Origin of the sequence: Flavobacterium limi (assembly GCF_010645075.1) — a bacterium.
Classification (GTDB): Bacteria; Bacteroidota; Bacteroidia; order Flavobacteriales; family Flavobacteriaceae; genus Flavobacterium; species Flavobacterium limi.
This window is the reverse complement of the sequence record NZ_JAADZV010000014.1, coordinates 1-15,236: the sequence shown is the minus strand read 5'-3', so window position 1 is coordinate 15,236 and position 15,236 is coordinate 1. Positions and strand designations below refer to the sequence as shown.

Annotated in this window: 10 protein-coding genes; 3 read left to right on the top strand and 7 right to left on the bottom strand. The window is 36.4% G+C overall.

The annotated features are described in order from the left end of the window. Positions 1 to 111: 111 nt before the first annotated feature. The 7 genes from cas2 to GXM16_RS21125 form a co-directional block, all read right to left on the bottom strand. Positions 112 to 426, bottom strand: a complete 315-nt coding sequence (gene cas2 / locus GXM16_RS21155; protein ID WP_229684414.1) for a CRISPR-associated endonuclease Cas2 — start codon at positions 424 to 426, stop codon at positions 112 to 114. Next, positions 423 to 569 (bottom strand): hypothetical protein, encoded by a 147-nt coding sequence (locus GXM16_RS21150; protein WP_188726566.1) that lies wholly within the window; start codon positions 567 to 569, stop codon positions 423 to 425. Before GXM16_RS21150 ends, cas2 begins: the two co-directional genes overlap by 4 nt. Before the next feature lie 160 nt (positions 570 to 729). Then, the gene (locus tag GXM16_RS21145; protein WP_163396487.1) at positions 730 to 2,187 is read right to left on the bottom strand and encodes an FAD-dependent oxidoreductase; all 1,458 of its coding nucleotides are present in this window, start codon (positions 2,185 to 2,187) and stop codon (positions 730 to 732) included. 93 nt (positions 2,188 to 2,280) lie between these two features. Further along, a complete protein-coding gene (locus GXM16_RS21140) occupies positions 2,281 to 4,398 on the bottom strand; it encodes a cation:proton antiporter (protein ID WP_163396486.1) in 2,118 nt (705 codons plus the stop codon). 3 nt (positions 4,399 to 4,401) lie between these two features. Next, on the bottom strand, positions 4,402 to 4,977 hold the full coding sequence (locus GXM16_RS21135) for a hypothetical protein (RefSeq protein ID WP_163396485.1): 576 nt from the start codon (positions 4,975 to 4,977) through the stop codon (positions 4,402 to 4,404). 297 nt (positions 4,978 to 5,274) lie between these two features. Further along, positions 5,275 to 7,320 (bottom strand): transketolase family protein, encoded by a 2,046-nt coding sequence (locus GXM16_RS21130; protein WP_163396484.1) that lies wholly within the window; start codon positions 7,318 to 7,320, stop codon positions 5,275 to 5,277. 42 nt (positions 7,321 to 7,362) lie between these two features. Beyond that, entirely contained in the window at positions 7,363 to 9,987 is a 2,625-nt protein-coding gene (locus GXM16_RS21125) for a beta-glucosidase (RefSeq protein ID WP_163396483.1), read from the bottom strand. Positions 9,988 to 10,231: 244 nt separating this feature from the next. Between GXM16_RS21125 and GXM16_RS21120 the strand changes: the two genes are divergently transcribed. From GXM16_RS21120 to GXM16_RS21110, 3 genes are all read left to right on the top strand, one after another. Further along, complete coding sequence (locus GXM16_RS21120; protein WP_163396482.1) at positions 10,232 to 11,263, top strand: LacI family DNA-binding transcriptional regulator; 1,032 nt, start codon at positions 10,232 to 10,234, stop codon at positions 11,261 to 11,263. A gap of 283 nt (positions 11,264 to 11,546) precedes the next feature. Then, complete coding sequence (locus tag GXM16_RS21115) at positions 11,547 to 13,712, top strand: alpha-glucuronidase family glycosyl hydrolase (protein WP_163396481.1); 2,166 nt, start codon at positions 11,547 to 11,549, stop codon at positions 13,710 to 13,712. A gap of 110 nt (positions 13,713 to 13,822) precedes the next feature. Then, entirely contained in the window at positions 13,823 to 14,941 is a 1,119-nt protein-coding gene (locus tag GXM16_RS21110) for an endo-1,4-beta-xylanase (protein WP_163396480.1), read from the top strand. Positions 14,942 to 15,236: the final 295 nt, after the last annotated feature.

Here is a 15,236-nt window from a genome sequence, read left to right as displayed (position 1 = left end):
AAAGGAGACTTTAAAGAAGATGTAGTTATGTTTTGGACGGTTGTAGAACGGAAAAGAAAAGGTTTCCCGATTTATCAGTTACCATTAGGAAGAAAGGAAATAGTAACCTCCTTACATATTAACGATATGTTTTTTTAGGCTAACACGAAGATGAAGTAAATTGGGACAATCCAGATTATGAAGTTTTGAAGGAGCATTTGTATAGAGTACAAAAGTTATCTTAAAAATTCTACCTGAGGCTACAGCTGCTTTTCCCAAAAAATTCAAAATATTACCAAATTGTTTATCGGTTATTCGAAGTATGCTTACTTTTTCTAAAGGGGGCAGTAACTTGTGGATTCTCTTTTCATGAACATCGACACTTTCACCGCTGGCGCAATGGCGCACATAAACAGAATATTGCATCATCGAAAATCCGTCCTTCAATAGATTTCATTATGATCCAAAACAAGAAAGCCAATATCCTCAATTGGGATTGTACTCTCTTTCATTTCTGATTTTAGTACCAGCTGATTGTTTTTTGCCGTTATAGAAAATTTGTTTTCTATTAAAATAGTCCTTTTTAGCATAAATTTAATTTCAAGAATATACATGCTGGTAGTATATTAAACAGGTATATTTATATGTTATTTTAAATTTAGGCTTTAAGGAGATGCTCTTTTTACGGTTTTCCTTACTTACGGATTTTAGTTTAAGTGAATAGTCACGCTAATTCATCAATAATTTTGTTTAATGCTCTTTTCCTCCAAACCATCTTCTCGGTGCATCACTTTCATGAAGTACAATTTCCGTATGTAGGAACTGAGCGGCTTCAGCTGAATCTCTTACTTTAACAGCGCTGCGTTCTAACATTTCTGATTCAAATTCCACAAGTGCACTTTTTCGGATTCCGGTTTTCCTCCAGTCAGATAAAGGCCTGCAACCTTTAAAAATGCTTCGTGCCAGTGAAAGGGCATCGAGCAGTGCCTGATTAGCACCTTGCCCCTTAAACGGACTCATTGGGTGTGCTGCGTCTCCGATCAGAGTGACTGGTCCTGATTTCTCCAGCAATTTGGGCTGGAGTAATTCACGGTCATAAACAGGATAGCCGGAAATATAAATTTCTTCTGTTGACGATAAGATTTGGGGAATGGGATCATGCCACTCGATTCTTCGGCATGCTTCTTCTTTTAGTGCTTGAGGTCCTTTTGCACTTAATGTCTTAGCCTCTTTTTCTGACATTGGAAAGCTAAGCTGCCACATTACCGAATCTGATGCATAGGGCATAATATAAATTCGCTCGTTGCCGTTGGCGGTTTGAAATACCGTAGCCGAATCTAATAAAGGACTATTAAGATCCTGAAGAACACTCAGTGGACAAATACCCAAAATCACAATACAGCCCAGATAACGTAAAGGAGCGGTATCTTCTCCAATTAACAGTCTTCGCACAGAGCTGCGAATACCATCAGCTCCAACAACTAGATCAGCTTTAGCCTTTTTTATTTTTCCATTGACGTGAAAGTTAAGCTCAACACCTTCAGTTTCACCTTCCTTAAAATCTACTAACTGGTGTCCCCACTTTATCTGATGATTTCCTCCGAGCTCCTCTAGTAAAGCTAAGCGTAAAGATTGTCGGGCAATATGCACATTTGTACGTTTCGAAGACGTTTTTATATCTGACTGAAGCCATTTTCTGGTTCCCCATTCTGCAATTACTTTTCCTTCGGGAGTATGAACCAGATGTCTTGTTGAAATCACACCTTCTTTTAAAGAGAAAATGCCTAATCCCTGGACTGCTTTACTGGCTTGCTGTAAAGTGAGTCCATAGCCCTGTGATCGGGAATTGAAGTCTTTGTCACGTTCATAAAGTGTGAAAGGGATCCCACGGTGCAGACAGGCAATAGCAAGGGCTATTCCGCCGATACCGCCGCCAATAATAGCAATGTGTGGAAATTCTTTATTTGCAGCAGGAGGACTAACAGCAGCCAATAATCCGGATCCGGAACAGTCAGGACATGAGTATGGATTTCCTTTAGGAGGAATAGGAGCTGTACCCTGATTTTTCGACTTTTCAAATTCATCCAATGCAATCTGATAAAGATGCCGGTTTTTTTTGCTTATCCGTCGGTTTTTTTTACCTCGTCCCTGGCATTCCTGACAGATAGTCCAGCTTGCTCGTTCATTTTCTGTTTTTTTTACGTCCACTTTGTACTAGATGATTATTGCGGTATTTCAACAGTGCAAAGTTAAGGTAAAAGACAGGGTAATTATAAGTGAAAATGAGTTATAAAATATTCTTTATTTGAAAATTCTTCCAATAATTTTTCCAATATCGGCAAAATCATCCAGATTGCTTACTGCTCTTTTTTCGGTAACCGTACTGTCAATTTTTGAAAAAGGGTAAATCAGAATATAATTATTGTTGCTGAGATTTTTGTTCAGGATTTCAGGTACGTTTTGCATTTGCGGAAAGTAAGAATCCATGCCTCTGTCTGCCATTAGCATTATTAAACCTTCGTCCTGTTGTAAATTGAAAGCGGCTTCCTGTCCTTCCTGCCATGTCGTTATGGTATTAAAAGTGGCTTCAATATTGGCTTTTTTAATAATGCTTTCTAAAATTTGGTTTGTTTTTTCATTGGCATAAAAACTCATTTTCGCGCCTGAATTTTTGCCTATATTCCATACTCTTAAAAGTGAAAGAAAAAATCCCGGCTCACGTTCCGAATTTGCCGGAATGAGGACCACATATTTTTTTATGGTTGCTACAGGCTGTATAGCATGATATAGGATGACATTACTTTGTTTATTGCGCAAATAGCCATTGTACAGGTTGTAAAGAAAGGAAGACGCAAAGCCTTTTTCATCTAACCCAATGATTAAATCAGTAATGTTTTGTTCTTTGACGACATTATTTATACCCGATACAACATCATTATCATGCCGTGTAATCGGATTTAGTTTCACATCTGCTCCTGAAGCCATATGTACTGCTGCACCCAATAATTTTTCTGCATTTTTCGAGGAAGACTCACTTTTTTCTTCATTGATGATGTTGAGTGCAAAAAGTCCGTCTTTGTTGTTTTGTGTTTTGATGAGAAGGCCAAGATTGACTAATTTCTCTACAGTATTTTCATGATTTAGAGCTATCAGAATATTTTCTTTTTCATGACTTTCACCTGCTACAGTTTCTTCTTTATCTGAATCCGCAATCCTTTGTGCACTTGCCATCGAAACAAATGATGAAACCGTACACGAAACCAGGATCAGTAAAATACTTCCGTTAAGGACATGCTCATTCAGCAGACGAATAGGTTCTCCTGCTTCATTCTCAGATAAAATGATGTTGTAACCCACCATTACAGCCGCCAGTGTAGCAGCGGCAGAAGCAGAGCTCATTCCAAAAATAAGCGTGCCCTCATCATTGGTAAGACGGAATGTTTTTTTTGTAAATAAAGCGGCCACATATTTTCCGCCAATAGAAGCTACCAGCATAATAGAAGCCACGCCCAGCGTTTCCCAACTCTGAATAAAAGCATTAAAATCAATCAGCATTCCTACACTGATCAGGAAAAAAGGAATAAAAATAGCATTTCCCACAAATTCTACCCGATTCATGAGTGATGAAGTATGCGGTATAAGCCGGTTTAGTGCAAGACCGGCAAAAAAGGCTCCGATAATTGCTTCGATTCCTGCTAATTCTGCCAATAATGAAGCCAGATAGATCATTACAATAACAAAGATATACTGCGAGATTTTATCTTCTACATTTTTGAAAAACCATCGCGCAATGATTGGAAATACAAGTAAAACTATCAGAGCAAAGACTAACATGGAAACGGATAATTTAACCCAGAACGAAGTCCCGACTTCTCCTTGTGACATACCTACGACCACAGCCAATACGACTAGTGAAAGCACATCTGTAATCATTGTTCCGCCAACCGTAATATTAACGGCCAGTTTCTTTGCAATTCCTAGTTTACTCACCATTGGATATACGATAAGGGTATGAGATGAAAAAAGGCTGGCAAAGAGGACAGATGTTAAAAGGGAAAAATGCAATACATAATAACCGCCAATGAGTCCAAGAATGAACGGAAATGCAAAAGTGTACAATGAAAAAGTAATGCTCTTCCATTTATTCTTTTTAAAATCGCCCATATCGATCTCAAGTCCTGCTAAAAACATAATGTAAAGAAGTCCTGTTGTTCCGGTTACTACAATACTGCTGTCACGGGCAAGAACATTAAATCCGTTTGGACCTATTACGGCACCGGCTATGATAAGACCTAACAGATGAGGTACTTTTATTTTATTCAATAAAAGCGGAATACACAAAATTATGATAAGTTCTATCAGGAATTTCAGTAACGGATCTTCTACAGGAAGACTGAGGTGCTGTATACTTAATAACATAAATTATTTCTTTTGAGGGAGAGTAAGTTCTACTGAGAATCTTGCAGCGCAATTATCTTGTCCCGTTATTGTCTGAGTGCCTTTGATAACATTTTCCTGTATGTCATCAAGGGTTACATTTATTTTTGTTCTATTTTTTGAAATACTGTCGCTGTTGAATTCCAGTTGTATTTTATCTTCAATATACTTTGCTTTAAATACACGGACAAGTTTCTTGTTGTTTAAGACATTAGTGTAAATTCCCGTTGAATCAGATAAAAACTGCCAGGTTTCATTTCGTTGATCACCAATAACATATTGATTGCAATTGGACTCCCTGCAAAGCATTTTACTGTTCCATATACCCTGAATGTTTTTTGGCCATTCTTTTAATGATTCAGCAGGATGATCTGCACTATCCTTTAAAGCTATAACGCTGTCACGGAATAAAAGTAATGACTTATATTCTGCTTCCTTGTCAGCTATTTGTTCTTCTCTTAAGATTAAAGCCTTTTCTCTGTTTTGAAGTTCGAGTTCCTTTTTGTTTTCACATGAAATAAACAGGCATGTAAAAAATAATAGCAGAAGATTTTTTTTCATGAAAAAGGTTTTGTGATTTATATTTATTCGAATAAAGAATTACACAGCAACAGTGTAAATAAACTTAGGTACTACAAGTTACTAAATTAATTGCGAAAGTGCCAGTTTTTGGCTCATAAACATTTATTTCTCCTTTAATTTTGGATAAGTGAAACATTAATTTTAGTCAGTAGAGATTCTGAAAAGAACAGAAACAGTTTAATAAAAAAAGCCCCCAAATCGATAAAATTTGGAGGCCATACATTCAGTTTAATAAAAACAGAATATTTTCTATTAGAATAATTTTTGATTTTTAATTCAGTTGGATTTATTTGTTTCTAAATATTTAATGATTTCTGTGCAGGCATTTTTGCTGGTAAAACCAAATTTTTCATCCAGTACCGGGGCAGGAGCCGAATAACCAAAATGATCCAGTCCGAAAACTTTTCCACGGCTTCCCGCAAGATTTTCCAGATTAACCGGAAGACCGGCTGTCAAACCGAAAACCATTCCGTTTGTTGGAATAACACTTTCCTGATATTCTTTTGGCTGTGACCTGAAAAGTCCTTCAGAAATTACAGAGGCCACGTTTATTTTTATTTTAATGCTGCTTTCTAATTCAGCTGCTGCTTCAATAAGAGTCGCTACTTCAGATCCGTTGGCGATTAAGGTTATATCTGGGTTTTCAACAGCTTTTACAAGATAACCGCCTCTTTTCGCATTAGAAGCATCTTCAAATCTTGAATTTCCTGAAGTTGGAATGTCGGTAATGTTTTGTCTGGAAAGAATTAATCCGGTTGGTGTTTTTTTGTTTTCCAATGCCATCTGCCAGGCTACAGAAGTTTCAACAGCATCTGCAGGGCGCAGGGCTAATAAACTTTGATCTCCGGAGTGATTTTTGATTTTTTCTAATAATCGAATCTGGGCTTCCTGTTCAATTGGCTGATGCGTTGGTCCGTCTTCGCCTACGCGAAAGGAATCGTGTGTCCAGACATATTTAACCGGCAGTTCCTGAATAGCTGCCAGACGAATGGCAGGTTTCATATAATCAGAAAACACAAAAAAGGTCGCTACAACCGGAATAACTCCACCATGAAGGGCTATTCCGTTAGCGATTGCAGCCATAGTAAGTTCTGCAACTCCAGCCTGAAGGAATCCACCCCTAAAATCATCTTTTTTCAGAACCGAAGATTTTTTTAAGAAGCCATCTGTTTTGTCACTATTGGATAAATTGGCAGAAGAAACAATCATATTTTCTACATTTTCAGCCAGATACCCTAAAACTGCTGCCGAAGCATCGCGTGTAGCCGAATTGGCTTTTTGCGATATTGAACTGAAATCTAGTTCCGGCAGATCTCCATTAAAAAACTGCTGGATTTTTTTTGCCAGTTCAGGATTTTGCTTTTCCCAGGCAGCAATTTTTGTTTTTCTCTCTGCTGCTTCTGCTGTTTTTCTTGATAAGACATTTTTGTAATGCGAAGCAACTTCTTCGTAAACAGCAAATGAATCTTCCGGATTTGCTCCTAAATTGAGTAATGTTGATTTAAAACATGCTTTTGTCCCTCCAATCGGTTTTCCGTGCAGTTCGCATTGTCCTTCATACATCGCCCCATCAGCGGTTACACATCCTTTACCCATAATGGTTCTTCCGATAATAAGTGTCGGTCTTTCCAATTCTGCATGAGCAGCGTTCAGGGCAGAACGTATATGAGTATGGCTATGTCCATCAATAGTAATGACTTTCCATCCCCAGGCTTCGTATTTCATAGCAGTATCTTCGGTCGTAACTTCATCGGTCATTGATGATAGCTGTACATCATTTGAATCATAAAACATGATAAAATTATTCAGTCCCAAATGTCCGGCAATACGGCCTGCACCCTGAGAAATCTCTTCCTGAATACCTCCGTCAGTTATGAATCCGTAGATTTTATAATCGAATAAATTATCAAATCTGGCAGATAAAAACTTTGCTGCAATAGCGGCACCTACACCCATAACGTGTCCCTGACCCAAAGGGCCTGATGTATTTTCGATACCTCTTTTTACATCAATTTCAGGATGTCCTGGCGTAACAGAACCCCATTGTCTAAAATTTTCCAGATCTGTTTTTTCATAATTGCCTAACAAATGATATTGGGCATACATTAAAGCCGAAAGATGCCCGGCATCCATAAAAAAGCGGTCCCTGAAAATCCACTGCATGTCCGATGGGTCGTATTTTAGATATTCGGTATAAAGGATATGCATAAAATCGGCTCCGCCCATAGATCCTCCGGGATGGCCTGAATTTGCTTTTTCTACCATTGAAATGGCTAATGCTCTAATATTATCCGCAGATAAGTGGTCTATTGTCTTATTCATTTTTTGTTTGTTAATGTAATCGTGATTTTATTGATAAAGCTATTAGTCTATTTGAATGAGTTGAGTAAGTACATTGCTTTTGATTTCCTTTTTTTCGTCAGGCTGACTGCCTCCAATGGCAAGTTTGATTTTGCCGGAAAACTGTTTTAGGTCACCTTCTGTGGTAATTGACGATAAGTCCTCAGGGGATAGTGTAAAGATGATTGTTTTGCTTTCTCCAGATTTTAAATTGAGTCTTTCAAATCCTTTTAGACTCTTTAGCGGCGCTTTTGTGGATGGATTTTGATTGATAACATACAATTGAGCCACTTCTTCCCCTTCAGTTTTTCCGGTATTGGTTATTCTGACAGAAACTGAAACAGGTTGTCCTTTTTTTATTTTTGAAGGAACTTTCAATTTATCGTATTTAAATGAAGTATAGCTAAGTCCATAGCCGAAACCATAAAGCGGTTCGCCTTTAAAATAGCGGTAGGTTTTATTTTCCATGCTGTAATCTGCAAAAGCAGGCAGGTCTGAATCGTTTTTATAAAAAGTAACAGGCAGTCTTCCTGCAGGATTATAATCGCCAAAAAGGATATCTCCAACTGCAGTTCCGGAAGCCTGGCCACCATACCAGGCGTTAAGTATTGCAGGAATATTTTCAGCTTCCCAAGGAGTAGCTATTGCACTGCCGGTCATCATGACAAAAACCACTGGTTTTCCGGAAGTTTTAAGCGCTTTCATTAGTTCGGTCTGGATTTGAGGCAGAAGGATAGAAGTACGGTCGCCACCTGAGAATCCCGGAAAGTTAACCGGCATTTCTTCGCCTTCCAGTTGTGGGGATATTCCGCCAACATAAATAAAGGCATCCGCATCTTGATGGGTTTCGACTATTTTTTTTAAATCAGTTTTTTCAAAATTACCTGTATTTAAGGTTACATTGGCTTTTCCTTCACCTTGCCAGTACTCTAAAACTAATTTATAAACGGTATTCTTTTTAGTAATCAGTTTAAAAGTTTTTTCTCCCCATCTGTTCTTTTCCCAGGCATTTATAACTTCTTTTCCGTCTATTAAAAAGCGATATCCATCATCTGCACTGATTTCAAAGGTAATCGATCCATCCTCCTGTGCGGTAAAATTTGTAGTGTAACGCGCAGAAAAGTTGTTTGCTTTAATATTTTCTACAACAACTTCGCCTTCCTGCCACAAGTTATTGATTTCTGATTCTGTTCTTATTACTCCAGGTTCTCCGGAAAGGTTTTTATTGTTGTAATATTCGGCTTTAAAACCCTGATTTCCTTCGTAAGTATATTGATTTTTAAGGTTTTGATATACCAACAAAGTATCGTTGGTAAAGTTTACTGCTTTTTCATAAACAATTTCCGTATTGGCACCTACTTTTTCTCTGATTCCTTGCAAAACTGTTGTTAGCTTGCTTGGAGTTCCGTTGTAATTTCCTAAAATAGATATAGAGTTATCTGCATTAGGCCCCAGGACTACAATTTTTTTCAGTTTTTTGTTTAGAGGTAATACGTTTTTCTCATTTCGAAGCAAAACCATAGATTGTCTTGCCATTTTTAAGGCATGTTGCTGATGCGCTGTACTTTCTAAAACTGATGCGGGAGTCTGTGCGTATTTTACCATTTCAACAGGATCAAACATACCAAGTCTGAAACGGATCATAAAAAGACGTTTAACAGAAATGTCAATTTGCGTCTCACTTATTTTTCCGTTTTTCACAGCCTGTACCAAAGCTTTGTAAGCATCAGTACCACAGTCAATATCCGTTCCGTGAAAAACTGCATCAGCCGAAGCGGATTCTGCATCAGGATGTGTTTTGTGGTTTTTGAAAAAATCATCGATTGCCCAGCAGTCAGAGGTCACATAGCCATCAAATTTCCATTGATTTCTTAAAATATCCGTCATCAAAATATCGCTGGCACAACACGGCTGTGTTCTAAAAGCATTATAAGCGCACATAACACCGGCTACTTTAGATTCGGTCACTAATTTTTTAAATGCAGGCAGATAGGTATCCCAAAGTTCATAAGGGGTAACATCAACATCGAAAGTATGACGCAAAGATTCAGGTCCGCTGTGTACTGCATAATGTTTGGCACACGCAGCAGCTTTTAAATATTTAGGATCATCTCCCTGAAGACCTTTTACAAATGAATCGCCCAGAACGCTTGTTAGATATGGGTCTTCGCCATACGTTTCCTGTCCGCGTCCCCAGCGAGGATCACGAAAGATATTGATGTTGGGTGTCCAGTAGGTAAGTCCCAGATAACGTTCATTTGTTCGGCCAGTTTCTACAGCTTTATTATAAATGGCTCTTCCTTCAAGTGCTGAATAATCAGCCATTTTAAAAAGCGAATTTTTATCAAATGTTGCTGCCATAGCTATTGCCTGTGGGTAAACTGTGGTTTTGAAAGGAGTTCTGGCAACACCGTGTAGCGTTTCGTTCCACCAGTCATATGCTGGTATTCCAAGTCTTGGAATTGCCGGTGAGGAATTAAGCATCTGCGATACTTTTTCTTCTAATGTCAATTGGCTTACCAGATTATCTACACGTTCCTCAAAATTTAATTTAGTATTTTGAAAAAGAAATTTATCTGATTTTAGTTGTGCTGAGCAATAGCATGAAATCATTAGTACAATTAGGAATTTGATCTTTTTAGTTTTCATAAGCTTTATTTTTTGGATTAAATAGCTGAGACAGTTCTCCGAATATTTAAGCAACCGATTGTGTAAAGAAATGACTTTTTTTTAGAATAAAAAAATTTTATGTTCACTGAGATCCGTCAAAAACCATTGAATTAGTATGAAAAGCTATTGTGTTTTTGGAATAATTCTTATATTCTCTTAAATACATACGACATCTATTATTATATTATTAAAATAAGTACATTTACAGATTAGTACTTAATTCATGGAAGAACACAGACATGTAACAATTTATGATATTGCGGAAAAACTGAATCTTGCAGCGTCAACAATTTCACGAGCTCTAAAAGATCACCATAGTATCAGTGATAAAACAATTAAAAAAGTAAAGCAGACTGCTAAAGAAATGGGTTTTGTCCCTAATACACTGGCAGCTGGTCTGAGAGGTAATGTTACAAAAACAATAGGGATTTTAATTCCCACAGTTACACAGCCTTTTTTATCGTCTTTAATAAGTGGTATTGAGATTGCAGCTCAAAAATCAGATTATTCCGTTATTATAATGCAGTCTCATGATTCTTACCAGATGGAAGTGGACATGGCCAAATCGTTATATAGCAACCGGGTTAGCGGAGTTATATGTTCACTGGCAATGGAAACTAAAGATACTTCACATTTCAAACAGTTTTCAAATAACAACATTCCTTTGGTATTTGTTGACCGTGTACCTAAAGACTATGATACTTTTCGGGTCGTAATCAATAATTATTTAGCAGGTTATAAAGCTACAAAACACCTCATAGAACAAGGGTGTAAAAGAATTGCGCATTTAACTGCCGAATCGGAATTCGGTACTCTTTACAATGAGCGTAAAAGAGGTTATATTGATGCTTTGTTAGAGCATGATATTCCACTTCAGGATAATCTAATTATAAGTTTAAAAGAAATGACTTATGATGCCGGAGTAAAAGCCTGTAATCTGTTGTTTGATTTGAAAACCCCGCCTGACGGACTTTTCGCTCCGGGAGATATTCTTGCAGTAAGTGCTGTGCAGACCGCAAAAAAAAGAGGAATTAAAGTTCCGGATCAGTTTGCGGTAATAGGTTTTAACAATGATCCTATTTCAGAAATAATTGAACCTAATATTTCCACCATAACCCATCCTGCGGAGAAAATGGGTAAGGCTGCTGCTGAATTAATCATTAAAAATTTAAAATCCGTTAAAGAGGAAGATGCTAAAGAAATTACATTTTTGAATACTCAGGTACTAATACGGGAGTCTTCCAGAAAAATATAGTTCACTTAAATTTTAAACTCACCTGTTAATGCTCAATTAGCAGGTTTTTTGTTTTAATAGGTCTTCTTGTTTACGTTTATAGGATTTATGTTGTTAATGTTTTAAATTCATCTATAAAATGGCTTTTTTATTTTTTTATTACTTTATTTTTGTATTTTAGCACAACCGATTGCGAAATATAAAATATTTTTAATGCTATTTTTTTTAATATAAAATATTGCTAAATAATCAATTTTAAATAGAAATTATTGCTGGTAAAGAATTAAAATAAAACAAAGAAATAATGAAGTATATAATAAAGGCTTTTTTTAAATTGAGTATATTACTTTTTCTGGTTAGCTGGCCGGCATCTGCACAGAAAGATTACAAATTATGGTTGCAATATGAAAAGAAAACCAGTTCACAAATAATTTCGGGATATATATCAAATATTAAAGGAATAGTTGTATTAGAAAATACTGAAACTTCAAAAATTGCCACGAATGAATTACAGACAGCTTTGAGCGATATGTTGGGAAGTAAGATTCAGGTTACAGTAAAAACAGAAGAAAATAATACTATAATTTTAGGCTCAAAATCAGTATTAAGTCCTGAAATTGAAAAAGTAATTGGTTCTGATTTTGATCTCATTAATGATGAAGGTTTTATTATCAAAACTGTTTCAGTAAAAAATAAAAACCATATTATTATTACCGGCAAAAAAGATATTGGCGTTTTATACGGAGTTTACAGTTTTTTGAGATTGATTCAAATGAACAAACCGGTTAAAAATCTTCGTATAGTTGACGCTCCGAAAACGAATATCAGGATTTTAAATCACTGGGATAATTTAGACCGAACCGTAGAACGCGGTTATGCCGGATTTTCACTCTGGAACTGGCAAAAGCTCCCTGGTTTCATTGATCAGCGCTATATTGATTATGCCAGGGCAAATGCATCAATTGGGATCAATGGAACAGTTTTGACGAATGTAAATGCAAACGCATTGATCTTAACACCTCAGTATTTAGAGAAGGTTGAGGCTTTAGCCAGTGTATTCAGGCCATACGGAATAAAAGTGTATTTAACTGCCCGTTTTTCGGCACCAATTGAAATAGGGGGATTAAAAACAGCAGATCCAAAAGAGGCTGATGTAGCTAATTGGTGGAAAAATAAAGCCAAAGAAATTTATAACAGAATTCCGGATTTTGGGGGATTTCTGGTCAAAGCAAATTCGGAAGGGCAGCCCGGGCCTCAGAATTACGGCAGAGATCATGTTGACGGGGCAAATATGCTGGCAGATGCTGTTGCACCATTTGGCGGGGTAATTATGTGGAGAGCCTTTGTTTATTCTGAACATGATGCAAATGACAGGGCAAAACAAGCTTACGCTGAATTTGTACCCTACGACGGAAAATTCAAAGACAATGTAATCGTTCAGGTAAAAAACGGAGCAATTGATTTTCAGCCGAGAGAACCGTTTCATCCTATGTTTGGCGCTATGCCGAAAACGCCTTTGATGATGGAGTTTCAAATAACGCAGGAATATTTAGGTTTTAGCACACATTTGGTTTTTCTGCCTAAGCTATTTCAGGAAGTTTTAGAAGCTGACACTTATCAAAAGGGAAAAGGAACAACAGTTTCTAAAGTGATTGACGGTTCTTTCACAAAAACGAAGTTGACCGGAATTGCCGGAGTTTCCAATGTTGGAAATGATTTAAACTGGACCGGACACCCTTTTGCACAGGTTAACTGGTATGGCTTTGGAAGACTCGCATGGAATCCGAATTTGGATTCTGAAGTTATTGCTGATGAATGGCTGAGATGTACATTTTCAAACGATGAAAATTTCATTAATCCAATTAAAAAAATGATGATTGAATCGCGTGAAGCAGCTGTTAATTATATGACACCTCTTGGCTTGCATCATATTATGGATACTGGGCATCATTACGGTCCGGGTCCATGGGTTTCTAATTTGTCAAGGCCGGAGTGGAATCCGGTGTATTATCATAAAGCAGATAAAAACGGAATTGGTTTTGACCGTTCTAAAACCGGAACAAATGCCACAGCACAATATGCTCCTGAAGTAGAAAAATTATTTGATAATGTGGAAACCTGTCCAGAAAAAGATTTATTGTGGTTTCATCATCTTTCCTGGGACTATAAATTGAAAAACGGACAAACGCTTTGGAATGGAATGGCTTTAAAGTATCAGGAAGGTGTAAATCAGGTAAAAAACATGCAAAATATTTGGAATAAAACTGAAAAATATGTTGATGAGGAACGCTTCAAAGAAGTTCAGATGTTATTAGAAATTCAATATAAAGAAGCAAAATGGTGGCGGGATGCGTGTCTGCTTTATTTTCAACAATATTCGGGAAAAGAATTGCCGGCTGGAGTCGAGAAACCAAGCCAGTCTTTAGATTATTTTAAGTCATTAAAATTTCCTTTTGCACCGGGAAATTAAAAGATATTTAGCTAAAATCATAATGATTATTACTTACAAATTATTAGTGATAAAAATTGAAACTGTACAGGAATTCAAAATAAAAAACTATCAACCTTAAAGATCATAAAATGAAATTAATTAACCATTATTTACTGCTTTTACCTTTAATTATCTTCAACAGCTGTAATGCACAAAAAAAGGAAAAAAATGTTGTTTCATTGAAAGACAGTTATAAAAAAGAATTTTATATCGGAACTGCTTTGGATGTAAATCAGATTGAAGAAAAAAACGCGAAAGAAGATTCTTTAATCAAAAAACAATTTAATGCTATAACGGCAGAAAATATAATGAAATCGATGTTTGTACATCCTTCTAAAGATAAATATGATTTTGCAATGTCTGATAAGTTTATTGCTTATGGAGAGAAGAATAATATGTTTATTCATGGCCATACTTTAATCTGGCACAGTCAATTGGCACCATGGATGGCGGAAATTAAAGATGTTGCAGAAATGAAAGCTTTTATGAAAAATCATATCACGACAATTGTTTCTAAATATAAGGGAAAGATTGATTCGTGGGATGTTGTCAACGAGGCCTTGAACGAAGACGGGACTTTAAGAAAATCAGTTTTTCTGAATACGCTGGGAGAGCAATATCTGGTTGATGCTTTTAAATTAGCTGCTGCTGCTGATCCAAAAGCAGATTTGTATTATAATGACTATAATAATGAAGAACCTGCCAAAAGAAAAGGAAATATTGATTTAATCAAAAAAATTAAAGAGGGAGGAGGGAAGATTGACGGAGTTGGAATTCAGGCGCACTGGCGATTAGAAAGTCCTTCTATTGAAACGATTGAGGAAAGTATTCTGGCGTATTCAGCTTTGGGTTTAAAAGTTGCTTTTACTGAATTGGATATTACAGTTTTACCAAATCCATGGGATTTAAAAGGTGCTGATGTTAATCAGAATTTTGAAGGAAGTGCCAAAATGAATCCATATCCGGATAAACTTCCGGATTCTGTTCAGGTAAAACTTGCTGAACGTTATGCTTCGATCTTTAAATTGTTTCTAAAGCATCAGGATAAAATCAGCCGTGTCACATTCTGGGGAGTTCATGACGGTCAGTCGTGGTTAAATGACTGGCCAATAAAGGGCAGAACAAATTATCCTTTATTATTTGATAAAAACTTAAAGCCTAAAAAAGCGTATCAAAATGTAATGAAGTTAAAAGACACAAAAGAATGATTTTTATTACCTTGTTAATATTATAAAAAACATTATATTTTAGGTGATACAGCTTTTGAAAAAATTAAATTTTATCTCAATAATAAGATAGTAGTGAATGTGATAGCTGTAGAAAGTTAGTTTGGTAAAATAATTATTTTTAACTCAATTTAGAGAAAGGTATGATATCAACAATAATTATCGGTTATCTATATTATATAGCCTAAACACTTAATAAGTGACTAGTCCTGAATAATTGATACAGATTATTAGACAAATATATTTAATTAAACACCTGTAAGAACTTTTTTTGCAG